This is a genomic window from Sphingomonas ginsenosidimutans (assembly GCF_002374835.1).
Lineage (GTDB): Bacteria > Pseudomonadota > Alphaproteobacteria > Sphingomonadales > Sphingomonadaceae > Sphingomonas > Sphingomonas ginsenosidimutans.
In genome coordinates this window covers 241,066-263,626 of the sequence record NZ_NWVD01000004.1, presented here as the reverse complement: position 1 = coordinate 263,626, position 22,561 = coordinate 241,066, and the positions used below count along the sequence as shown (strand labels likewise).

Below are 22,561 nucleotides of genomic sequence, written 5' to 3'. Positions count from 1 at the left end.
ATCTCCTATTGGTGCTGCCCTGATGTAGGCGCCGGCAGGCTGGCGCGGACAGTGACGGAACGATACGATCCGACCGAACTGTATTGGTGGAAGGTGCAGCACGGTGGCAGCCCGGCCTGATGAAACCCGCACCGCGATGGTGGCACGCACGATCCGCGACCGTATTGAGGCGCGCACGCTTACGCCCGGCGCCCGCCTCCCTTCGATCCGCGCCATGGCGGAGGCGAGCGGCGTCGCGCGTTCGACCGTCGTCGAAGCCTACGAGCGATTGGCCGGCGATGGTGTGATCCGCTCGCGGCCGGGGTCTGGCTTCTACGTCGCCGCGCCGCTGGCCCCGCTGGCGCTCGACCGGCTTGTACCCGCGCCCGAACGGGAGGTCGATCCGCTGTGGATGTTGCGTCAGTCGTTGCGTGAAGATCGGCATGACCTGAAGCCGGGATGTGGGTGGCTGCCCGACGACTGGCTCGCGGGGGACGCATTACGCAAGGCAATGCGCGGAACCGCGCGGACGATCGATGATGGCACGCTGGCCGGCTACGCCTCGCCGCGCGGTTCTCTTCCGCTCCGCACGCTGTTGGCGCGGCGGATGGCGGATCAGGGTATCTACACCGGCCCCGACCAGATCCTATTGACCGACAGCGGCACCCATGCGCTCGATTTGGTGTGCCGGTTCCTGCTTCAGCCCGGCGACACCGTGCTGGTCGACGATCCGTGCTACTTCAACTTTCTGGCTCTGCTCCGAGCACATCGGGCCAAGGTGATCGGCGTGCCGATGACGCCGGGCGGACCGGACGTCGTCGCCTTCGCAGAGGCGACCGCGACGCATCGGCCGCGCTTCTATCTGACGAACTCGGGCGTCCACAACCCGACGGGGGCTTCGCTCGCGGCGGCCACCGCGCACCGGCTGCTTAAGATCGCCGATACACACGATCTGGTCATCGTCGAGGACGATATCTTCGCCGATTTCGAACATGCACTGTCGCCGCGGCTGGCCGCGTTCGATGGCCTCGACCGGACGATCCGCATCGGCAGCTTCTCGAAATCGCTGTCGGCGGCGGTACGCTGCGGCCATATCGCTGCGCGGCCGGACTGGATCGAGGCGCTCGCCGATCTGCGCATCGCCACCTCGATGGCGGGCAGCCCTCTGGCGGCCAACCTGCTCCATGCGGTGCTGACCGACGGCAGCTATCGCCGCCATGTTGAGGGCGTCCGCGCACGGCTCGCGCGTGCCACGGCGCGGGTGAGCAAGCGGCTGTGCGCGGTCGGCATCGAGCCGTGGATCGAGCCGGCGGCGGGCATCTTCCTCTGGGCACGGCTGCCGGACGGCGTCGATGCCGTCGACCTCGCCCGCCGCGCCATCGCCGATGGCATCGTGCTGGCGCCCGGCCCGGTGTTCAGCACCAGCGGCGGGTGGCGCGACCACATGCGCTTCAACGTCGCGATGAGCGACGACGATCGCCTGTCCGCTTTCCTGGACCGCGCGCACCGATAGCCGCCGGCGCGAACGTGCGGTAGCGTTGAGCAGATTGGTGGTGCGCGGAAGTCGTTGAGCGACGAGGAAAGCGGCCGCATAGTGAGGGAGGAGGAAATTCAGGCGCAACAGCGCAATTTGGCGGGGCCGCCAAATTACGGTGCGCCGCCGGTGCCTGATCGGCCGCGGCGGGTCCTCCAACCTGACGGTTTCCGGAAGGCGGTCCGAGGGGGGTATTGTGTGGTCCGCGGGACGCATCGACAATCAGGGGCATGTCGTCGTCTTGGTCCATCGGTGAAGAGCCTGCGGTGTTCGCGCACCACGTGCGTGCGCTTCTCGCCCGGCAGCGGCGCGAGGACGAGGAAGCGATTGCCGGGTCCCTGAAGCGGACGGGCTTCCGCGCGCAGGGCGACGATCGCGAGGGCCGCGGTTCGCACGTCGGCCCGCTTACATCCGGCCGCGAGCGGACGGTGGACTTCCATGCCGCCAGCCCGCTGACCCGGCGTGACCGGCAGACGGGCAGGTTCCGGGTGCCGCATTTCGACGTGAAGGCGGTCGTGGCGATCCACCCGCCGTCCCGGAACGGCGTCGCTCATCCGCGATGCGGCGGCGGGGGAATGAGTGCCGCGGCACACTTCGACTATGTGACCGATGGGGCGAGGATCGGGCTTGCGACCCACATCGAGTATATCCGGCGCGAGACCGGCATCGATGATCCGGCCGGCGAGATGCTGCTCGACATGCTGGACGAGCAGGAGGCCCGGGCAGAGAAGAACAAGCTCGCCTGCTACACCAACATCCCTGGCGGCTGGGATCGGGCACGCAACCTGTTCGAGGCGGCCGAGCGAGCGGCACCACCACCGAAGTCGCACCTGCTGCAAGCCTCGACCGCGCAGGTCACCAGCTTCGAGTATCAGCTGAAGTTCGGCGGTGCCCCGACCTGGTTCCGCGAGATGACCCGGCGATTGCAGGCGGAAGCGACCGAGGTCGAGCGCGAGGCGATCGAGCGTGGGCGGCCCGAGCGGCATCGCACGGTCACGATCGCCGAGGTGTCGGCCGAGGAAGCCTATGAGCGGCTTGATTGGTTCGAACGCAGGAGGTTCGCTCGCGATCTCATATCGTGGAAGCAGGGCCGGACCCAGCGCTCCCAACACCGGTTCGTCGGCGAACTGCCCGACGGTCTTTCAGCGGTCGACCGCCACGACATCATGTCGCGCTTCTGCGACAGCCTGGCGGATGACGGCTGGATGGTGGTCGGCGCGATCCATCAGCCTGACCGCCACAACGACCGCCGCAACTTCCATATCCATGTCGATGCCGTCGATCGCCCGGCCGAATGGCTCGACGCGCATGGCTGCTGGGACTTCGAATATGTCGAGCGGCGCAACGGCAAGGTCACGCATCCGAAGCGCCAGAATAAGGTCCGCTACGACGCACCGCCGGCAGGCATTTTGCGCGAGCGTTTCATCACCATCGTCAATGAGGTGGTCGGTGATCGACCGGACGTCGTGCGGTATCTGCACGGCACCTATGCTGACAATGGCATCGGCCTGACCCCGCTCGACCATATGGGCAATCGCGCGATCGGTCTGGAGTCGCGCGGGATCGAAACGGAGGTCGGATCGCGCAATGCCCGCCGCATCTTCGCCGATGAGGCCGCGGCGCGCGAGAAGCGAGCCACCGAAGCGGAAGCGGCGCTTGTGAGCGAACTCGCGCTGATCCGCACCATCGTTGCGAATGATCTCGCCGCCGTCGCGGCGCTCGAACGCTACGAACGACTGGAACGGCGGCTGATCCGGCGGCGGCTTCAGCGCGAACTTGCCCATGTCGTTGTCACGATGGCGCGGTCGCGGGCTGAAACGGTGGTGCATACGCTGACGCCGACACCGGGGCGCCCCGATCTTATTCATTAGAATAAGCTGCTAATTCCCGAAGATCCATTTACTATCGTGCTATTTTCAACCAATGATGTTCAATCGCATCAGAAGATGACCGCTCTATGAATCGGATGGGTCGAGTGAAATGTCTTTTCAAAAGCCATCATGAGCTCACTCGCGAAATGGTATCCTTCATTCTTGAGCTCGCGGAAAATGGCGTCGGTATCCCGTTCATTTTTCTGAAGCTCTTCCAAATGAGCCCGTGTGCCTGCATCGTCGATGCGACTGAGGAACAGGTTATAGCTTTTTACCAACCCACGAGTGCGACTTTCGCCGCAGATATCAATTAGTCGATCAAGTGGCGTCATCGAGAAAAGTTTCTCAAGGATCTCGACCTTTGCGTCATGGCTCCGATCCGCAGTCATAGCCACGCTGAAAAGCCCGCTCGCATATATGAGCTTACGCGAAAAAACTAGCTTGATGTTTCTGATGGCCCAAGGCTTATTCTCTTCTTGCGTTTTAAAGGCATAATCAACGGTAATAGTTCGCCAATAACGAATAATATCATTCAGGAGATATTGAGCGATGCTATGATCCTCACGCGTCCCGCTCACATAATGTTCAATGATATTACGACGAATACTTTTAAAAAGAGTCTCGTTTGTCAAATAATCTCCTTCAAGGAGATAGAGCATTCTTCTAGTAATCGTCTGATTCGTATCCTTGTTGCCGCCGAAATTGGTCAACAGCTCTTCGATCCGGTTAAGCGAGTCAAACGCTCCACCTGCGGCCGGCGGCTTTTTGACGACAGCGGTGATCGCGGTTTTCGCCTCCGTGAACCAATCGGGCTCATGGTCCGGGACATCTGGCACGAGGACGTAAAAGTCTAGGTCAGAACCGACAGTTGCCTCACGTCGGGAGTATGAGCCGCAGGTTAGCGCAACAGCGTCGGCTGGAACGATAGGCTCGAGAGATTCACGCAGATTTTTTAGCGCGTCGTTGGACGCGGCAGTCGTCTTGCTAAATGTCGAGTCCATTGAATGAAGCCGGTATCGAGGGGCTGGGCAGATCATCCACAGAGGCGGGATTAGGTGCCCTCATCACCCGGTCCTCCTTCCGCTGCGTATAACGACCTCTATCATTACGTGAATAGAAGTCAAACCGCTGGTCGATCGAGAAAAATCTAGCCTTATAGGGGATTTCCTCTCTTTCCGATTGAGCTTTCTGACGACGGAACTGAAACTTGAGAAGCAGGCGCTTGAGGTCGGGTATTTTCTTAAAAATCTGCTTTTCAGTGAGGAAATAGTCATTCCTCTCCAGCCGAGTTATGTTTTGCAAGACAATGGACTCGCAGAGGAAATCGGAGGCCACCCCAAACTCCGACCGTACAATGAAGCGATATGCGTGATCCTTGAATTCCCAAAAAGCGTCCACGGTTCGCATATCAGTGTCGTTTGCTCGATTTATGGAGGCGAGAACCACTTTCTCTGGAGTGACGGCGTTCGTATTCTTTTTCACATACATCCACGAACGCAATATACCTTCAATCGTATCAAAGTTGATTGGTCCACTAAAGAAGCCGTCAAAGCGATCTTGCTCACCACTGGCGATGGCTAAGACTTCCTCAGGATCGAGGCCATACGAGGTGAGAACATCGGTTATTTCTCGACCATATGGCGAGTGCCCTAGAAGGATCTCACTTCCCGCGATATGATGATCAATTCCAAACGACCGTTTGAAAGCGGCCTCCAGCGTGTGCGAGAGGGGGGCGTGGCCGACGTCATGCAAAAGGGCGGCCACGTAGGCCAGCCTAGCTTCTTTTAGACGCAAACCTTTAACGTCCGCGTAAAGCTTGGCGAGGTGAGCCACGCCAACGCTATGCTGCAGTCGATTATATCGACGGTTGCCGAGCGCCCCGTTGGGATAGCGAACGAGGAAATAATCTATACCGCCAAGAAAACGGATATCAGCCAGCCGCCTGAAAGCCGCCGTAGCCATCAGGTCGCGGAGAAGTGGATCGGAACCGGCGACGCTCGCCGGAACCGGATGCTGGTAATCATAGGGTCGGAATTCCTCACCAATCATACGGTCCGTTACCGGTTCAAAAGTGGGTGATGCGTCAAAATACAATGTTACGCCCCTTGGCCGAATCCGCGCGTTCACGAGGATACTGCCTCTTTCCGTGCTTTCCATAGGTACGCTGCCGGTGCGCCAGCGGCTACCTTTAAGCGATGAATGATTGCGCGTCGTACGATATTCCACTCCCCGATTGCGCCGAATTTTCCGAGCGGGCATGCGGCCACGCGTACATCGAAATTGAGGCTGTGAGTGGAACAACTTTATCTCGTACGGCATGCGGAAACGGACTGGAATGCGGAACGCCGCCTACAGGGCCATGCGGACAGGCCGCTGTCTGTACGTGGACGCGAACAGGCAGTCGCGCTCGGTGCGTTTCTCGGGGGTGTGCAATTCAATACGGTTATCAGTTCCGATCTGCGACGCACCCGGGATACGGCCGCTTTGGCGGGGTACGGTGGCGGACGCACCGATTCATCCTGGCGCGAATTTGACGTCGGTCGGTGGAGTGGCCGCATGGTAGGCGACATTATCGCGCAAGAGGGAGATTCGTATGCCCGCTGGCGCTCGGGTCATTTCGCGCCGCCCGACGGCGAATCATGGGCCGCATTTGAAAAGCGAATCCGTGGCGGCCTTTCCTTGCTTGAAACATCGCCGGGCAAAATCCTTTTGGTTACCCACAGCGGCGTCATCCGAGGCATCCTAAAGATTTTGCTCGGAATGGCACCGGGAGAATTGGCGGCTGTCGGCCACGGTTCGGTGACCGTAATCGCAACCGGGCGTTCGCCGGAAGTAATTTCGTATGATCTTCGACCAGAGATGGGGAGCGAGTGCGTAGGCGACTAAACTGGGCCGGGGCCGACCTGGTAAGCCAGTCCAGGCCTACAGTTGCCATTTGAGATCAGCTTAATGTCCCCCTCTCCGGTTTGTTGAGCGCCTTTGTCAGACGCTCAAACTTGCGGGTGTGATCATGAGGTTCGGCCAGAACAGCATGGCCGGCTTGTTCTCGTTTGCTTGAACGATCAGAGGGCGACGCGGCCGCCGCCGTCCGGATCAAGCAAAAGGCAGTTCAATACGGTCAGTGGCCCTGAACCTGCCGGTCCGTAACGGCCCAGGTTCGGCCGTCGGCGAGAACCTGAACCAGCGACCGCTTTTGGAGTTCACTCAAACTGCTTTGAATGTCGTCTTCTGGGTCTTTCTAACACCCGGGCTGAGGGAGTGAGTCGGCCAGGGAAGGCCCTACGTCTTCCCGATTGGAGCCGCACCATTCAAGCTTCCCGACTTCGTGGTCTTCAAACGTGGTCGCCGCCACGACGCGCCGTGACGAAGCCGATCCAATGGCCGGATCCTGATCGGAAGATGGGGCTGGATCTGGGCGGTAAGGGGCGTCAGCAGCATCAAAGCGCCGAGCTTTAAGTCCAGATCTGCCTCATCGTCATAGGTGCTGGCGGTTTCGGTTTCGCCTTCGTGACCGAAGATATCGCACCGCAGGCTGTCGCTGACGCGGCCTTTCAGCATGGTGGTGGCGAGGCCGCGGTAGCTGTGGACGTCCTTGTCCTTCCACGCGCCGCCGATACGGCGACGCCATTCGGTGCCCTCGGGGAACGCCCAGCGCCGCAACTTGCTGAAGACGGTCTTGTAGAAGGTGCTCGCGAAGCTGGCCGAGTCGGCCGACACCATTTCTGGAAAGAGCATCGTGCAGCCGGCGCGCCGCAATTCACCGATATAGTCGATGAAGCCGAGCCGGATCAGTTCGGGATGGATCGGCAGCTTGCGGATCGACTGGACATTCTTGAGCGCGCGATCCTCAGTATAGTCGATGACGAAATAGGGGATCGGGTCCTGCTCGTGAACTTCCGCCAGCCCTAGGCCAGCGAGTTCGGAGCTGCGGCCGCCATACAGGGGCAGCATGAGCGGCAACCAGTACCAGGCGTCATGGATGATCTCGGTCCCGGTCGTCAGGCGATGGTCGATCCCCTTGGTGCCCGTCCAGATCGGCGCGGACAGCAGCCGCGCGACCTCGGCCTTCGTCCAGTTGGCGCGCTTGTCACGCTTGCGCTTGCGATCCTTGCGCGGGCCCTTGCCCGCACCCTTTCGCGCCGTCTTGAACAGAAGCGGGATCGCAGGGCGATGCCCCGTTTCATCGCCATCCTCGCCCGCGGCATGGTCGAGGACCGACGTCACCCACGTCAGATGCTTGTTGATGGTCACCTGGCCGAGGCCGACTTCGGACGCGGGCAGGGTCGTGGCACGGGCAAGGCTGGCCTCGAAGCCGCCGGCGCGTTCCTCGCGAGTTCGGCCCCAGCGGTTCGGCAGGGCGGCGCACAGCGTGGTGAAGGCCTTCACATGCGATTGCTGGAGGTCTTCGATCATGATGCCGGTGCCGCAGGCATAATCGAACAGGCGGATGCCGGTTCGCACCTGCTTGACCGTGTCGGTGTCCCAGTCGCCGGCCTTCTGGTGCTCGGCAATGGCTTCCTCGCTGGCTTCGATCAAATCCTTCTTCGGACGGATCGGTAGCGGCGGCGTCGGTTCGTCTTCCACAACCGGGGCAGGCAGGACAGGCGCGACGACCTCCGGGGCGGCGGTGGGCCCGGATCGTTCGAAAGCGAAGGGGGCGTCGTCGCCGAGTGCCTCGTCGATCCATGCCTCGCTTTCGTCCTCGCGCCAGGAAAGCCGCGCCGTCGCCTCGCGGCACGCCGCTGCCTTCGCCTTGCAGATCAGGCGTTGAACGCGCCCGACATTGTCCGCCGTGACGGGGAAGCCGAAGGCCGCGCTATAGGTCGCCACCTGCGCACCGGAAATGGTGCCGCCGTTCTGAAGATCGAAGACGATGTTCGCGACGGTCTTGGCCTGCGCAGGGCTCCAGCCGTTCGCAACGAGGCGCTGATGCTCGTCGAGTGTCCAGCGTGCCGCGACACCGCCGCGGGCGAGGAACTCCCATGCCTCGGCATGAAGCGAGTTGGCGGTGGCGTGATCGCCCGCGTCCGCCAGGCTGCCGGCCTGATCCTGCTCGATCCGCTGCAACTGCCAGCGCAGGGCGTCGCCGAACACCTGCTTCATCTGCTCGCGGCTCATGCCGGTGAACTGACCATAGGCCATGCGCAAACCCTCGACTGCGACGCTCAGTCGGTCGGATATAAGGCGGGCGCGGTAAAAATTCCCGGTGCGTAACGAAATGGAGAGCGGCAGCGGCCGGCCTGCCACCATGATCTTGCGCCGCCAATGATAGCTGCCGCCGCGCAGTTTCAGGTTCGGCAATCCCACGCCTTGGCCCCCGATGGGTACAGCGATGGGTACAACCGTGGGTACAACGGTTCCCGATCGCCGGGTTGGCGACGTGAAATCAAAGTCTTAGCGGGAGTTGGTCGGGGAGACAGGATTTGAACCTGCGACATCCTGCTCCCAAAGCAGGCGCGCTACCAGACTGCGCCACTCCCCGACGCATGGATGCGGTTGCTAGGCGCGGCCGGGAGCCGGCGCAAGCGGGTTGCATCAATGAAAAAGGCGCCGTCGCGGGCGCCTGATGGTCATGACGATACGGGCTGCCAGAGCGTCACCGGGCGTTGCTGCCCGCCGCCTCTGCGATGTTATCCGCCGGATCGTCCAGATTGTCTGCGGCACCGGCCAGCATGGCGGCGACGCTGTCATTGGCGCTGGCACTGGCCATCGCCTCGAGATTGTCGGCCCGGCGCTCCAGCGCGTCGGCGATCATCTCGGCATTGTTACCGACCGACGCCGGTTCGGAGGGCGACCCGCAGGCCGTGGCACCCAAAGGGGCCACGATCGCCAGCAGGACGGCGGCGCGCCGCATCACCCCTCCGAACCGATGTCGGAAACCAGCTTACTTGTGGTTCTCGGCAGCTTCCTCGCCAGCCTCACGGACGTTGTCCGCGGCGCCGTGGATGTTCTCGGCAGCCGCTTCGGCATTGTCCTGCGCGAACGGGTTCGCGGTGGTGTTCGAGACGTCCGCCAGGTTGTCGGCGATCGCGTCCATGTTGTCGGCGATCATGTCGGCGTTGTTCTCGACCGGGGTTTCCGTCTTCGAGCAGGCGGCAACCGACATCAGGCCGGCGGCGGCGGCAACGAGCAGGATCTTCTTCATAGGAATGCTCCCAAGCATCAAAAACCAATCGCGCCCGACCCCAACGCCGTCGCGAAACGCCGCAATACCCTACCGAATACGGGGGTCAATGGCCAAAATTCATCTTTGGGAAAGGTTGCGACGAACCGAATGTCCCGCAACGGGCACGGGACGGCGCCGATCGACCGGATTCGGGCGGGTCATTTCGGCCGGACGACCGGGCCGATCGCCTCCGGAGCGTTGGCGACGATCGCCAGCATCGCGGTCCACGCCGCGACATTCTGGCGCAGCGCCTCCGGCTCGACGCGGTCAAGCACGTCGTCGGCGGTATGGTGGACGTCGAAATAATCCAGCCCCGACTGGTTCAGGTCGACGCCCGCCACGCCGGTGCGGATGATCGGCGCGATATCCGCCCCGTCGCCCGCGACGCCATTGCCGCGCACGATTCCCAGCGGTGCCAAAGCGCTGCCCAGGCGCGCACCGACCGCCGCCGCGCTGTCGGGCAGTGCGGTTTCGAACCGCCACACGCGGTCGGCGCCGAAATCGCTTTCCGCCGCCAGCGCGTGGCGCTCGCCGCCGTGACGGCGGGCATAGTCGCGCCCGCCGGGCCCGCCGACTTCCTCCGCGCCGAACCATACGACACGGATCGTGCGGCGCGGGCGCATCCCCGAATCGAGGATGCGCTTGGCCGCGGCGGTGGTGATCGCCAGCCCGCTGGCGTCGTCGATCGCGCCGGTGCCCAGATCCCAGCTGTCGAGATGCCCGCCGATCAGGACGATCCCCGCATCAGGGTCGGTCCCCGGGACCTCGGCAATGACATTCCCCGATTCGTGCATGCCGGTCTGCTGCGGCGTCAGCAGCAGCCGCAAGCGGATCGGCTGGCCGCGCGTCGCAAGCCGCTCGATCAGCTCGGCATCGGGGACCGACAGCGCCGCCGCGGGGATCGGCGCCTGACCCTCGGCGAAGTTGGTGGTGCCGGTGTGCGGCAGGCGGTGGTGATCGGTGCCGATCGAGCGGATCACAATCGCCGCCGCGCCCTTGCGCGCGGCCAGCGCGGGGCCGACGAACCGCGCCGCGCCGTTCGCGCCATAGCCGGAACCGTCCTGCGTCCGCTGCATGGCATTGCCGACATAGGCGATCTTGCCCGTCAGGCTGCCGTCGGGCGCGGCCGCCAGATCGTTATAGGTCGGGAACACCGCCACCTCGGCGGTCAGCCCCTTCGGCCCTGTCGATCCGGAATTGCCCAGCGCGGCCAGATGCAGCCTGTGCGGCACCGGGGCGACGATCTCCGCCGTCTCCTCGCCGCGCACCCATACCGGCATCTGATAGGTTTCGATCGCCACGTTGCTGAACCCCAGCGCCTTCAGCTTCGCCGCGCCCCATGCGCGGCCGCGCGCTTCCGCCTCGGTGCCCGCCAGCCGCTGGCCCACCTCGGTGGTCAGCCCCTCGATGATCGCATAGGCCAGATCGTCCTTCAGCGCGGCATCGCGCAGCGCCGCCACCTTGGGGTCGACCGGCGGGGCCGGGGGCGGGGCGGTCCGCTGCCCCCAGGCCGGCGCGGCCGACAGGGCAAGGGGCAGGGCGAGCGAGCAGGCGGCGCGGGCCGCGATCCGGCGAAACGTCATGGCGCCATGGCGTAACCGTGATCGCGCGGTTTGCCAACGCGCCGGGACACGCCTAGATGCGCGGGGAATTTCCGCCGACCGCATCGAACACGGAGCATGCGCGCCAGATGGCCGTCCAGTACACCTATGTCATGAAGGGTCTGACCAAGACCTTCCCGGGCGCCAACAAGCCCGTCCTCAACAACATCCACCTGCAGTTCATTCCGGGCGCGAAGATCGCGATCATCGGTCCGAACGGCGCCGGCAAGTCGACGCTGATGAAGGTGATGGCCGGGATCGACACCGACTTCACCGGCGAGGCCTGGCCCGCCGAGGGCGTCCGCGTCGGTTATCTGGCGCAGGAACCGCAGCTCGATCCGTCGAAGGACGTGATGGGCAACGTCAAGGACGGCGTGCGCCCGATCGCCGATCTGGTCGATCGCTTCAACGCGATCTCGGCCGAGATGGGCGATCCCACGGACGACACCGATTTCGACGCGCTGATGGAGGAGATGGGCGATCTCCAGGCGCGGATCGACGCGGTCGACGGCTGGACGCTCGACAACCAGCTGGAAGTCGCGATGGAGGCGCTGCGCTGTCCCCCGGGCGATGCCGACGTCACCAAGCTGTCGGGCGGTGAACGCCGCCGCGTCGCGCTGTGCCGGCTGCTGCTGGAAAAGCCCGACATCCTGCTGCTCGACGAACCGACCAACCACCTCGACGCCGAAAGCGTCGCGTGGCTGGAGAATTTCCTCAAGGAATATGCCGGCAACGTCATCCTCGTCACCCACGACCGCTACTTCCTGGACAATGTCGTGAACTGGGTGCTCGAGCTCGATCGCGGGCGCTACTACACCTACGAATCGAACTATTCCGGCTATCTGGAAAAGAAGGCCAAGCGGCTGGAGCAGGAAGAGCGCGAGGAGGCCGGGCGCCAGCGCGCGATCGCCGACGAACTGGCGTGGATGCGCCAGACCCCGAAGGCGCGCCAGACCAAGTCGAAGGCGCGTATCCGCAACTTCGAACAGCTGATGGAGCAGCAGGAGAACCGCGCCGCGGGCAAGGCGCAGATCCTGATCCAGATCCCCGAACGGCTGGGCGGCAAGGTGATTGAGGCCAAGGGGCTGACCAAATCCTATGGCGACAAATTGCTGTTCGAGAACCTCGACTTCATGCTGCCGCCGGGCGGCATCGTCGGCGTGATCGGCCCCAACGGCGCCGGCAAGTCGACGCTGTTCAAGCTCATCACCGGGCAGGAACAGCCGGACGCAGGGACGATCGAGGTCGGCTCGACCGTGAAGCTCGGCTATGTCGACCAGAGCCGCGACGATCTGGATCCCAACAAGAACGTGTGGGAGGAAATCTCCGACAAGCTGGAGGTCTTCCGCTTCGGCAAGCAGGAGATCGGGACGCGCGCCTATGTCGGCGCGTTCAACTTCCGCGGGCCCGACCAGCAGAAGAAGGTTGGCCAGCTGTCGGGCGGTGAACGCAACCGCGTCCACATGGCCAAGATGCTGAAGGAGGGCGGCAACGTCCTACTGCTCGACGAACCGACCAACGACCTCGACGTCGAGACGCTGCGCGCGCTCGAGGAGGCGCTGGAGACGTTCGCGGGCTGCGCCGTGGTCATCAGCCACGACCGCTTCTTCCTCGATCGCCTGTGCACGCACATCCTGGCGTTCGAGGGCGACAGCCACGTCGAATGGTTCGAGGGCAATTACGAAAGCTACGAGGAAGACAAGCGCCGTCGCATGGGTGACGCCGCCGATCGCCCGACGCGGCTGGCGTACAAGAAACTGACCCGCTGATCCGGGGCCGGGCGGGGCGCCGTTGCGCGCCGCCCGTGCTGCCGTCCAACCGTCCCCGGGGTCGTGACCGCGCCCGGCGCGTTACAGCCGCGCGGTCTCCGCCACCGTCGCCGCGGTCACCGGCTCGCCGAGCGCCACAGCGGCTACTTCCGCTGCGCCGCGCTCCTGTCGCGGATCGCCACGAACTCGCTGCCCGCGCTCCACGTCGGCCAAACGCCCGCTGTCGCCAGCCGTGCGCCGATCGCGTGGAACAGGTCGACGTCCTGCGCCGCACCCGTCAGGTTCCAGCCCGCGTCCCAGGCATCGCAGGTCTTGTGGTAGCAGGCCATGTAGTCGTCCAGCCACTTCTGTCCCGCCGTGCGGCCGCCGGTGCGCAGGTCCGATGCACCGCCCAGCGCCATCAGCAGCAGCGACGGCACGCCGCGCCGGACGAGCGAGAAATGGTCGGCGCGATAGAACAGCCCGCGCTCGCTGAACGTCTCGGGCGTCACCGTGCGGCCCTGCGCCCGCGCCGCATCGGCCAGCAGCGCGTCGAGCGACGACTGGCCCGCGCCCACCAGCACCACATCCTTCGCCGGCCCGGCGGTCTGCAGGATATCCAGCGTCAGGTTCGCCGCGGTGGTCGCCGCGGGATAGACCGGGTGCGCGGCGTAATATTCGGACCCCAGCAACCCGCGCTCCTCGCCGGTCCAGGCCGCGAACACCAAAGTCCGGTCGCGCTTCGGCCCGGCCTTGAACAGCCGCGCCAGTTCCAGCACGCCCGCCACGCCCAGCGCATCGTCGTTCGCACCGGGGCGCAGCGTCTTGCCCGACGCATCCGCCGGCCCCTCGCCATAGGCGTCCCAGTGCGCCGCGAACATCACGCTTTCGTCCGGGCGGCGCGTGCCGGGTAGCCTGGCGAGCACATTGGCGCTCTCGATCCGTTCCACCGCCACCTTCGCGACGGCGGTGAAGCGCGGGGCCATCTCGACCGGGCGGAAACCGGCCGAGCGCGCCTTGATCCGCAGCGCGTTCAGGTCCAGCCCGGCGGCAGCGAACAGCCGGTCGGCCGCGTCATGCTCGATCCACCCCTGCAACGGCACCCGCTCGTCGCCGGGTGCGCGCACGATATCGTAATTCTCCCCGTTGGACGCATTGACCGTCGACCACGGATAGCCCGCACCGGCGGTGTCGTGGACGATCAGCGCCGCCGCCGCCCCGCGCCGCGCGGCTTCCTCGAACTTGTAGGTCCAGCGGCCGTAATAGGTCATCCGCCGGTCGCCGAACCGGCCCTTGGCGTCGTCGCCGGCCTGCGCCTCGAAATCGGGATCGTTGATGAGGAAGACGACCGTCTTGCCCTTCACGTCGACGCCCTTGAAATCGTCCCACCCGACCTCCGGCGCGGACACGCCATAGCCGACGAAGACCATCGGCGAGGCGGTGATCGCGATCGCATCCTCGGGGCGAACCGTCGTCACCGCGATGTCGCGACCCTGTTTGAGCGGGGTGTCGCCGATCGTCATCCAGGCATCGGGCGCGATGCGGGTGTGGATCAGCGGGATGGGTTGAAGCCACTTGCCGTCCGGGCCGCCGGGTTCGAGCCCGATCGCCTTGAACTGCGCGACCAGCCAGTCGAGCGTCTTCTTCTCCCCCGGCGTGCCCGGCGCCCGCCCGCCGAAGTCGGTGGAGGCGAGCGTGCGGACGTCGGCGGACAGCCGCGCCGGATCGACGCGGGTCTGCGCGGCAGCGGGGAGGGCGACGGGCAGCGCGGCCAGCGTCGCTGCGGCGATCAGCAGCGCGCGCATCAGCGGACCCGCTTCACGTACGACTGGCCGCCTTCGCGGCGCTCCAGCTTGAAATTGGCGACCGATTCGATCAGGTCCGACAATCTCTTGTAGCCATAGTTGCGCACGTCGAAGCTCGATCGGTTGGCCGCCAGCTGTCCCATCGCCGACAGGTTCACATAGCCCTTCTCGTCGCGCTTCGACGCATCATAGGCGTCGATCAACAGCTTCAGCAGCTCGTCGTCGACCGGCAGCTTGGGCCGCGCCGCGATCGGCGGCGGCAGCGATTCGGCGATCGGCACGTCGGTCTGCACCGGCACGCGCGGCGCAGGGGTGGCGGCCGGCGCAGGGCTGGCCGCCGGGGTGGGGGGCGGAACGGCGGCGGGCGTCGGCACCGGCGCGGCATCCTCCTCGACCGGCAGAGAGATGGCGTTGACGTCGATGAAGCGGGTGCACGCGCGCCGGAATGCCTCGGGCGCGCGGCTGGTGCCGAAGCCGTAGACCGGAATGCCTTCCTGCCGGATGCGCATGGCCAGCGGCATGAAGTCCGAATCGGACGACATGATCCCGAACGCCTCCACCTTGCCGCGGAAGAGCAGGTCCATCGCGTCGATGGTCATCTTCATGTCGGTGGCGTTCTTGCCCTTGGTCAGGTCGAACTGCTGCTGCGGCTCGATGCCGTGCTTCACCGTCATGTCGCGCCACGAATTGAGCGCGGGCTTGGACCAGTTGCCGTACACGCGCCGCACGTTCACGGTGCCCAGCTCCGCCAGCACGGTCAGCACCGGGTCCAGCGTCGCGGCGGAGGCATTGTCCGCGTCGATCAGCAGCGCGACGTTGCGCGTCGGGGTCATGTCGTTGGTGGCCATGCCCGGTGCATCGACCGCCATTGCGGTGACGTCAATCGTTTAGCGAGGGGGAGGGCGCGGGATAGGCGATCGCGACGATCTCATATTCGCGCTCCCCGGCGGGCAACGTGACCCGGCGCAGGTCGCCCGCCGCCGCGCCGCGCAGCGCCCGCGCGATCGGCGCATTCCACCCGACGCGCCCGGCGCCCGCCTCCGCCTCGTCGTCGCCGACCAGCGTCAGGATGCGCTCATTGTCGTCCTCGTCCGCGATCGTCACGGTCGCGCCGAACCACACGCGCGACCGGTCCTGCTGCTGCGCCGGATCGACCACCTTGGCCGCCTTCATCCGCCGCGACAGCCATCCCAGCCGCCGGTCGATCTCGCGCAGCCGTTTGCGGCCGTAGATATAGTCGCCGTTCTCCGACCGGTCGCCATTGCCCGCCGCCCAGGAAATCGTCTCGACCAATGCGGGGCGCTCGTGCGCGAACAACCGCTCGTACTCCTGGCGCAACGTCGCGAAGCCGGCGGGGGTGATGTAATTGGGGCGATCGGTCATCGGCCTGCGGTTAGGCGCAAAGGGCCGCAGGATGAAGAGGGCCTCACGCGAAGCCGCGAGGCCGCGAAGACATTCATCCCGCGCGGAGGCGTGGCGAAGCACGGCACGCCAGCTCGTCTACCGATCGCGATGTCCGCGTCGCGGCACCTTCGCGTCTTCGCGGCGTCGCGTGAACCCCTCAACCGCCCCGCGACCGCCCCAGATACCAGCTCAGGTTGTGCGGCCCGCGGCTCTTCGCGCGCGGCGGATTCATCAGGTCGTAGACGACGGCATTTTCCAGCACGCGCTGGACATAGTTGCGCGTCTCCCCGAACGGGATCGCCTCCACCCAGTCGACCGCATCGACCCCGCCGGTGCGCGGATCGCCGTTGGCGCGGAGCCACTTGTTCACATTGCCCGGCCCGGCATTGTACGCCGCGATCGCCAGCGGATAGCTGCCGTACAGGTTGAAGATCCGCTGAAAATAACTCGACCCCAGCTGGATGTTGTAGCCGGTGTCGTTGACCAGCCGCGCCGGATCGTAGGGCAGCCCCAGCTTGCCCGCCTGTTCGCGCGCGGTGCCGGGCATCAGCTGCATCAGCCCGCTCGCACCCACCGGGCTGCGCGCGGCACGATCGAACTGGCTTTCCTGCCGCGCGACCGCGTGGATCATCGACCACTGGCTCTCATACCCCGCCGGCACCGCCACCGTGGGGAAACCGTTGGCGCTATATTCGGTCAGCCCGTTCTGCATCGCGCTGCGCCCCACCAGCACGCCCAGGTCCGGGCGGCGCAGCAAGCGGGACAGTTCATCCGCCAGGTAATGATCGGCATCGCTGGTCGCGTCCGTGGCGATCTGCTTCACGAACGCGGTCTGGTCCTGGTACAGGCCGGCGCTGCCCAGGAACTGTGCCGCGCGCACCGTCTCGCGCGCGTAGAAGGCGTTGCGCGCAGCCGCCGGGATCATCGGCGCCGGGGCGGGCGGGGGCGCGGTCAGCGCGCGGCCCAGATGCTCGATCGCCAGCTGCCCGTAATATTGGTCGCGGAACCCCGCGGCGCGTTCGAACAACGCGTTGGTATCCACCATCCGCGCATCCTCGGCCGCGCGCGCCGCCCAGTAGAAGCCCTTGGCGCGCGTCTGCGGTGACTGGCTGCCGCGGCCATAGCGTTCGAACATCGCGCGCGCATCGGCGGGGCGCCCCAGCTTCAGCGCCGCCTGACCCGCCAACCACGCCAGCGAGGTATAATCGTCGCGCTCGCCATAGGGCTTGGTCGATACGTCGGTCCCCGCCGGATAGGCATCGTCGATCTGCCGCGCGATGTCATAGGCGGTCTGCCACTGGCCGTCCGCCGCCGCACCGCGCGCATTGACCAGCAGCGCCTCGTAGAACTTCTCGACATTCCCCGGCAGCGTCATGGCCGCGCGCGTCCGCGCCAGCCAGCCGCGCGCACTGGGGGAGGCGCCGTTGCCGCGCAGCCACGTCGCCTTGTCCGCGATATAGCCGGCATCGCGCGCACCCGCCGCATCGTTCGCCGCCGCCAGTGCCGATGCATTGGCGGCATCGCTGCGGAACGCCAGCCGCGCCTCGAACAGCGGGCGCGCGGCGGGGCTGGTGTACGGCAGCACCCGCGCCGCCGCGCTGGTCGCCCCCTGCCACAACAAGGTGTCCATCCGCCGGTCGTGGTCGGCACTGGTCAGCGCGCCCGCGAACTGGTTGGTGATCGTCGCCTCGTCCTGCGGGGCCAGCGTGCCCAGCCGCCATGCGGCGCGCGCCGCCGCCTGTGCCTGCACCGTCGCACCCGTCGCGGCATAGGCGCGCGCGCACGCCACCCAGCCTTGCGTCGTCAGCGGCGACCACCGCCGGCAGAAGGCGACGACGCTGGCCGCCGGGGTATTGGGATCGGTCGCCGCCTTCTTCTCGGCGGTGCGGCGCAGCGCGTTCTGCCCGGGCCAGCCGGGATGCTGCGCCAGGAACCCGGCGTAACTGTCGAACGGCAGCGCATCGGTCTGCTGTAGCGCCTTCCACTGCGCGATCGGCTGCGCCATCCCCGGCAGCGGCGCGGCGGGGGCGGGGGAGGGCGCCGGCGCGGATAGCTGCTCGGGGACGAGGTTGGTCGGCCCGTACTGGCCCCCGGCGACGATCGCGACCGCCCCTGCTGCTGCAACGAAAAGGATCAACGCACCTGCCTTCACTGTTCGACGGACACCATCGGTGGACAGACTAGCGATGCTAGCCGTATCTGGCCTGAACGACGCCCCCTGTTTACGCTCCAGGAGCAATCGCTGCCCATGTTCTCCGGTTCCATCCCCGCGCTCGTGACGCCCTTCGACCAGCATGGCGATTTCGTCGAGAGCGCCTATCGCGAACTGGTCGAATGGCAGATCGCCGAAGGCTCCGCCGCGCTCGTTCCTTGCGGCACCACGGGGGAGGCGGCGACGCTGACGAAGGACGAACAGTTCGCGATCGTCCGCGTCTGCGTCGATCAGGCGCGCGGGCGCGTGCCGGTGATCGCGGGCGCCGGATCGAACGACACGCGCGTCGCGGCGGGCAACCTGATCGCCGCCAAGGAGGCCGGGGCCGATGCCGCGCTGATGGTCCCGCCCTATTACAACCGCCCGTCGCAGGAGGGGATCTTCCAGCATTTCGCGGCGCTCGCGCCGACATCGCCGCTGCCGATCGTCCTGTACAACGTGCCCGGCCGCACGGTGACCGACATCCAGCCCTCCACGCTGGTACGCATCGTCCAGGCCTTCCCCCAGGTATTCGTCGCGGTGAAGGACGCGTCGGGCGTGCTCCAGCGGGTGTCGGACCACCGCATCGCGCTGGGCGAGGACTTCTGCCAGCTGTCGGGCAATGACGACATGGCGCTGGGTTACAACGCCACCGGCGGGGTCGGCTGCATCTCGGTCAGCGCCAATGTCGCGCCGCGGCTGTGTGCCGATTTCCAGGCGGCCTGCGCGGCGGGGGATTATGTGCTGGCGCGCGCGCTCAACGACCGGCTCTTCGCGCTTCACGTCGCGCTGTTCACCGATGCCTCGCCCGGCCCGGTGAAGTATGCGATGACGAAGGTACGCCCCGGCTTCCCCGACGGGCTGCGACTGCCGATGACCTGGCCGTCGGAGGCGAGCCGGGCGGCGGTCGATGCCGGGCTGGCCGCGGCGGGGCTGTAGCCAGGGCGTTCCGGCGAACGCCGGAACCCCGGGGTCGCGCAGGACGGCCGCTGTCGGGTGGCGTGACCCGTGGCTCCCGCCTTCGCAGGAGCACGGATATGCTATCTTCCTTTCCCTCCTCGCCGCGAACCCCTACATCACCCGCGTATGCCGCGTCCCAAACCCGCCACGTTCGACAAGAAGAAGGTCGTCGCCGAAAACCGCCGCGCGCGGTTCGACTATGCGATCGACACCACCTATGAGGCCGGGATCGTCCTGACCGGTACCGAGGTGAAGAGCCTGCGCTTCGGCGAGGGATCGATCGCGGAAAGCTATGCCGAGGTGTCGGGGGACGAGGTGTGGCTGGTCAACTCGAACATCCCCGAATTCAGCCACGGCAACCGGTTCAACCACGAACCCAAGCGGCCCCGTAAACTGCTGCTTCATGAGCGTGAGATAAACAAACTGCACGGCGCGGTGGCGCGGGAAGGCATGACGCTGGTCCCGCTCACCGTCTATTTCAACGGGCAGGGGCGCGCGAAGGTGGAACTGGCACTCGCCAAGGGGCGCAAGGCGCACGACAAGCGCGAACATATCAAGGAACGCGACTGGAAGCGCGAGGCCGGGCGCGTCCTGCGCGAGCACGGTTGAGGTGGCGTCGCGTCCGATGACGGGGTGGGACAGGATCGCGGCGTGGAGCCGGCGCAACCTGCCGACCCGCGAATCGATGGAGCGCATTCGCCTGTTGCGCCCGGTCGCGCATCGCGTGCTGGCGCCCGAACTGTGGCGCTTCACCCGCCGCTCGGTCCCGCGCGGCGTTGCGCTGGGGATGATCGCGGGCATCCTGTTCCCGGTCGCGCAGATCGCGATCGCGGCGCTGATCGCCTTTCCGTTCCGCGCCAACGTGCCCGTCGCGGCACTGGTGACGTTCGTCACCAATCCGCTGACCACGCCGTTCATCCTGTTCGCCGCCTATCGCATCGGCGCGTGGCTGCTGCACTCGCACGCCACTGCGGTGGCGCAGCCGGTGGCGGAGGCGGCGACCAGCTGGCTGCAATGGGCGTGGGATGCCGGCCCGGCGCTGATCGTCGGGTTGCTGGTGATCGCCGGCGCCTCCGCGGCGCTCGGCTATGGCGCGGCGATGCTCGGGTGGCGCGCGTGGATCGGGCGCAAATGGCGGCATCGCCACCAGCATCGCGAGGATCATCGCTAACCGCCCACTCGCCACGCTGGCGCATGGCAAACTCCCGCTCTAAGACACGGGCATCCTTGGGGGGAGGATCATCAACAAAGGATGCCTTCGTACATGCGTCGCCGCTTCATCACCCTGTCCGCGCTCGCCGCGCTCGTCCCCGCTGCGCTGATCGCCCAGTCTGCCACGCGAACCGCCGATGCGCCGCAATATGGCACGTTCGGTTTCGACACCGCCGGCATGGACCGTTCGGTCAAGCCGGGCGACGATTTCTACGCCTTCGCCAACGGCACCTGGGCGAAGAACACCGTCATCCCCGCGGACGAGGCGAATTACGGCGCCTTCTCCGTCCTCCAGGATCTGTCGCGCGAACGCACCCGCGGGCTCCTCGACGCGGCGCGTCGCGATCCCCGGTCGAAGATCGGCACCGCTTATGCCGCCTTTCTCGATACCGCCGCGATCGAGCGCGCGGGCCTTGCCCCGATCCGCCCGTGGCTGGCGACGATCAAGGCGGCGGACAAGCCCGGCTATGCCGCGCTGCTGGCGCAGGCCGATCGCAACGGCGTCGACACGCCCTTCGGCCTGTACGTTGGGCAGGACAGCAAGAATCCCGACGCCTATGTCGTGAACCTTCGCCAGTCCGGTCTGGGGATGCCCGACCGCGACTATTATGTGTCGGACGATGCCAAGCTGGTGGAGGCGCGCACCGCCTATCGCGCGCATGTGGCGCGGCTGCTGACGCTATCCGGGGAGGCGGCCGGTGAAGGCGATGCCGACGCGCGCGCCGCCGCGATCGTCGCGTTCGAAACGCAGATCGCGCGGGCGCACTGGACCCGTATCGACAGCCGCGACGCGGACAAGACCTATAACCGCATGACGCTCGCCGATCTCGCGCGTGCCGCGCCGGGGTTCGATTTCGCCGCCTATCTGAAGGCCGGCGGCCTTTCCCCCGACGCGCTGATCGTGGGGCAGCCGACCGCGATCGCGGGGGAAGCGGCACTGATCGCGAAGACGCCGATCGCGGTGCTGCGCGACCAGCTGATCGTGCGCAGCCTCGACGGCTTCGCCGACGTCCTTCCGGCCGCGATCGACCGCGAAAGCTTCGCGTTCAACGAAACGGTGCTCAACGGCACCCCCGAACAGTCCGAACGGTGGAAGCGCGCGGTCGGCTTCACCTCCTCGGCACTGACCGACGACGTCAGCAAGGTCTATGTCGCGCGCTACTTCCCGCCCGCGACCAAGGCGGCGGCGGACGACATGGTCCGCAACATCATCGCCGCGATGAACCGCCGCATCGACACGCTCGACTGGATGGCGCCGGAAACCAAGACGAAGGCGCATGCCAAGCTCGCCGCCTTCGTCCCGCGCATCGGCTATCCCGATCGCTGGCGCGACTATGCCGCGCTGTCGATCCGCGCGGGCGATGCGTTCGGCAACATGCTGCGCGCCAACCAGTGGCAGCACGACTATAACGTCGGGAAGCTGGGCAAGCCGATCTACCGCTGGGAATGGGGCATGGCGCCGATGACGGTGAATGCGCAGGCCAATTTCGGCCTGGTCGCGATCACCTTCCCCGCCGCGATCCTCCAGCCGCCGTTCTTCGATCCGAAGGCCGATCCGGCGGTCAACTACGGCGGCATCGGCGCGGTGATCGGGCATGAGATGAGCCACCATTTCGACGATCAGGGGGCGAAGTTCGACGCGCGCGGCCGGTTGACGCAATGGTGGACCGACGCCGACGTCGCGCGGTTCAAGGCGCTCAGCCAGAAACTGGTCGCGCAGTACGACGCCTATCAGCCGCTGCCCGGCCTGCATGTGAAGGGGCAGCTGACGCTTGGCGAGAATTCGGCCGACCTCGCCGGGCTGGCTGCCGCGCACGACGCCTATCTCGCCTCGCTGAAGGGGGCCAAGCCCCCGGTGATCGACGGCGTTACCGCCGACCAGCGTTTCTACCTCGGCTGGGCGCAGGTGTGGCGGCGCAACTATCGCGAGGCGAACCTGCGCCAGCGGCTGCTGACCGATCCGCACGCGCCGTCCGAACAGCGCACCTGGATCGTGCGCAACATGGATGCCTGGTACGACGCCTATCGCCCGGCGCCGACCGACCGCCTGTACCTGGCCCCCGACGCGCGCGTGCGGATCTGGTAAGGCG

Annotated in this window: 18 protein-coding genes and 1 tRNA gene; 8 read left to right on the top strand and 11 right to left on the bottom strand. The window is 66.0% G+C overall.

Annotated features, from left to right (window positions below; translation table 11 throughout):
• The first annotated feature begins 103 nt into the window (after positions 1 to 103).
• Together COA17_RS11910 and COA17_RS11905 are read left to right on the top strand one after the other, a co-directional pair.
• Positions 104 to 1,492 (top strand): aminotransferase-like domain-containing protein, encoded by a 1,389-nt coding sequence (locus COA17_RS11910; RefSeq protein WP_245857731.1) that lies wholly within the window; start codon positions 104 to 106, stop codon positions 1,490 to 1,492.
• Positions 1,493 to 1,779: 287 nt separating this feature from the next.
• Positions 1,780 to 3,384, top strand: a complete 1,605-nt coding sequence (locus tag COA17_RS11905) for a MobA/MobL family protein (protein ID WP_176484886.1) — start codon at positions 1,780 to 1,782, stop codon at positions 3,382 to 3,384.
• Between the two features lie 68 nt (positions 3,385 to 3,452).
• Here COA17_RS11905 and COA17_RS18830 read toward each other — a convergent pair whose 3' ends face one another.
• Both COA17_RS18830 and COA17_RS11900 read right to left on the bottom strand, forming a co-directional pair.
• Complete coding sequence (locus tag COA17_RS18830; RefSeq protein ID WP_141397085.1) at positions 3,453 to 4,385, bottom strand: nucleotidyltransferase family protein; 933 nt, start codon at positions 4,383 to 4,385, stop codon at positions 3,453 to 3,455.
• Positions 4,369 to 5,610: an HD domain-containing protein gene (locus COA17_RS11900; RefSeq protein ID WP_176484885.1), complete on the bottom strand. Its 1,242-nt coding sequence runs from the start codon at positions 5,608 to 5,610 to the stop codon at positions 4,369 to 4,371. The genes COA17_RS18830 and COA17_RS11900 overlap by 17 nt, the downstream gene beginning before the upstream one ends.
• Before the next feature lie 66 nt (positions 5,611 to 5,676).
• Here COA17_RS11900 and COA17_RS11895 point away from each other — a divergent pair, with 66 nt between their 5' ends.
• A complete protein-coding gene (locus tag COA17_RS11895; RefSeq protein WP_096612650.1) occupies positions 5,677 to 6,270 on the top strand; it encodes a histidine phosphatase family protein in 594 nt (197 codons plus the stop codon).
• Between the two features lie 393 nt (positions 6,271 to 6,663).
• Here the strand turns inward: COA17_RS11895 and COA17_RS11890 are convergent, their stop codons facing one another.
• The 5 genes from COA17_RS11890 to COA17_RS11870 form a co-directional block, all read right to left on the bottom strand.
• Complete coding sequence (locus tag COA17_RS11890; RefSeq protein ID WP_096612648.1) at positions 6,664 to 8,685, bottom strand: site-specific integrase; 2,022 nt, start codon at positions 8,683 to 8,685, stop codon at positions 6,664 to 6,666.
• 104 nt (positions 8,686 to 8,789) lie between these two features.
• A tRNA-Pro gene (locus COA17_RS11885) sits at positions 8,790 to 8,866 on the bottom strand.
• 114 nt (positions 8,867 to 8,980) lie between these two features.
• Positions 8,981 to 9,238 (bottom strand): hypothetical protein, encoded by a 258-nt coding sequence (locus COA17_RS11880; RefSeq protein WP_066491114.1) that lies wholly within the window; start codon positions 9,236 to 9,238, stop codon positions 8,981 to 8,983.
• A 30-nt stretch (positions 9,239 to 9,268) separates the two neighbouring features.
• Positions 9,269 to 9,529 (bottom strand): hypothetical protein, encoded by a 261-nt coding sequence (locus COA17_RS11875; RefSeq protein ID WP_096612646.1) that lies wholly within the window; start codon positions 9,527 to 9,529, stop codon positions 9,269 to 9,271.
• A 179-nt stretch (positions 9,530 to 9,708) separates the two neighbouring features.
• On the bottom strand, positions 9,709 to 11,133 hold the full coding sequence (locus tag COA17_RS11870) for a M20/M25/M40 family metallo-hydrolase (RefSeq protein ID WP_096612644.1): 1,425 nt from the start codon (positions 11,131 to 11,133) through the stop codon (positions 9,709 to 9,711).
• 107 nt (positions 11,134 to 11,240) lie between these two features.
• Here COA17_RS11870 and ettA point away from each other — a divergent pair, with 107 nt between their 5' ends.
• On the top strand, positions 11,241 to 12,920 hold the full coding sequence (gene ettA / locus COA17_RS11865) for an energy-dependent translational throttle protein EttA (protein WP_066491120.1): 1,680 nt from the start codon (positions 11,241 to 11,243) through the stop codon (positions 12,918 to 12,920).
• Between the two features lie 143 nt (positions 12,921 to 13,063).
• On the opposite strand, the gene COA17_RS11860 is transcribed toward ettA, so the two are convergent.
• The 4 genes from COA17_RS11860 to COA17_RS11845 all read right to left on the bottom strand — a co-directional run bounded on the left by COA17_RS11860 (position 13,064) and on the right by COA17_RS11845 (position 18,113).
• Complete coding sequence (locus tag COA17_RS11860; protein ID WP_096612642.1) at positions 13,064 to 14,704, bottom strand: M28 family peptidase; 1,641 nt, start codon at positions 14,702 to 14,704, stop codon at positions 13,064 to 13,066.
• Entirely contained in the window at positions 14,704 to 15,573 is an 870-nt protein-coding gene (locus tag COA17_RS11855) for an NYN domain-containing protein (RefSeq protein ID WP_245857730.1), read from the bottom strand. Before COA17_RS11855 ends, COA17_RS11860 begins: the two co-directional genes overlap by 1 nt.
• 10 nt (positions 15,574 to 15,583) lie before the next feature.
• Positions 15,584 to 16,087 (bottom strand): transcription elongation factor GreB, encoded by a 504-nt coding sequence (gene greB, locus COA17_RS11850; RefSeq protein ID WP_096612640.1) that lies wholly within the window; start codon positions 16,085 to 16,087, stop codon positions 15,584 to 15,586.
• 178 nt (positions 16,088 to 16,265) lie between these two features.
• Positions 16,266 to 18,113 (bottom strand): lytic transglycosylase domain-containing protein, encoded by a 1,848-nt coding sequence (locus COA17_RS11845; protein WP_245857762.1) that lies wholly within the window; start codon positions 18,111 to 18,113, stop codon positions 16,266 to 16,268.
• Positions 18,114 to 18,356: 243 nt separating this feature from the next.
• Between COA17_RS11845 and dapA the strand changes: the two genes are divergently transcribed.
• The 4 genes from dapA to COA17_RS11825 all read left to right on the top strand — a co-directional run bounded on the left by dapA (position 18,357) and on the right by COA17_RS11825 (position 22,557).
• On the top strand, positions 18,357 to 19,238 hold the full coding sequence (gene dapA, locus COA17_RS11840; RefSeq protein ID WP_096612763.1) for a 4-hydroxy-tetrahydrodipicolinate synthase: 882 nt from the start codon (positions 18,357 to 18,359) through the stop codon (positions 19,236 to 19,238).
• A gap of 147 nt (positions 19,239 to 19,385) precedes the next feature.
• Positions 19,386 to 19,868 (top strand): SsrA-binding protein SmpB, encoded by a 483-nt coding sequence (gene smpB / locus COA17_RS11835; RefSeq protein WP_066489654.1) that lies wholly within the window; start codon positions 19,386 to 19,388, stop codon positions 19,866 to 19,868.
• Positions 19,869 to 19,884: 16 nt separating this feature from the next.
• Complete coding sequence (locus tag COA17_RS11830; protein ID WP_096612761.1) at positions 19,885 to 20,430, top strand: DUF2062 domain-containing protein; 546 nt, start codon at positions 19,885 to 19,887, stop codon at positions 20,428 to 20,430.
• A gap of 93 nt (positions 20,431 to 20,523) precedes the next feature.
• Positions 20,524 to 22,557, top strand: coding sequence for a M13 family metallopeptidase (locus COA17_RS11825; RefSeq protein WP_096612636.1), 2,034 nt, complete (start codon positions 20,524 to 20,526; stop codon positions 22,555 to 22,557).
• Positions 22,558 to 22,561 lie beyond the last annotated feature (4 nt).

Coding starts and splice junctions, on each gene's coding strand:
- COA17_RS18830 (WP_141397085.1), bottom strand. CDS start 4,385: ATGGACTCGACATTTAGCAAGACGACTGCCGCGTCCAACGACGCGCTA.
- COA17_RS11880 (WP_066491114.1), bottom strand. CDS start 9,238: ATGCGGCGCGCCGCCGTCCTGCTGGCGATCGTGGCCCCTTTGGGTGCC.
- COA17_RS11875 (WP_096612646.1), bottom strand. CDS start 9,529: ATGAAGAAGATCCTGCTCGTTGCCGCCGCCGCCGGCCTGATGTCGGTT.
- COA17_RS11870 (WP_096612644.1), bottom strand. CDS start 11,133: ATGACGTTTCGCCGGATCGCGGCCCGCGCCGCCTGCTCGCTCGCCCTG.
- ettA (WP_066491120.1), top strand. CDS start 11,241: ATGGCCGTCCAGTACACCTATGTCATGAAGGGTCTGACCAAGACCTTC.
- COA17_RS11860 (WP_096612642.1), bottom strand. CDS start 14,704: ATGCGCGCGCTGCTGATCGCCGCAGCGACGCTGGCCGCGCTGCCCGTC.
- COA17_RS11855 (WP_245857730.1), bottom strand. CDS start 15,573: ATGGCGGTCGATGCACCGGGCATGGCCACCAACGACATGACCCCGACG.
- greB (WP_096612640.1), bottom strand. CDS start 16,087: ATGACCGATCGCCCCAATTACATCACCCCCGCCGGCTTCGCGACGTTG.
- COA17_RS11845 (WP_245857762.1), bottom strand. CDS start 18,113: ATGGCGCAGCCGATCGCGCAGTGGAAGGCGCTACAGCAGACCGATGCG.
- dapA (WP_096612763.1), top strand. CDS start 18,357: ATGTTCTCCGGTTCCATCCCCGCGCTCGTGACGCCCTTCGACCAGCAT.
- smpB (WP_066489654.1), top strand. CDS start 19,386: ATGCCGCGTCCCAAACCCGCCACGTTCGACAAGAAGAAGGTCGTCGCC.
- COA17_RS11830 (WP_096612761.1), top strand. CDS start 19,885: ATGACGGGGTGGGACAGGATCGCGGCGTGGAGCCGGCGCAACCTGCCG.
- COA17_RS11825 (WP_096612636.1), top strand. CDS start 20,524: ATGCGTCGCCGCTTCATCACCCTGTCCGCGCTCGCCGCGCTCGTCCCC.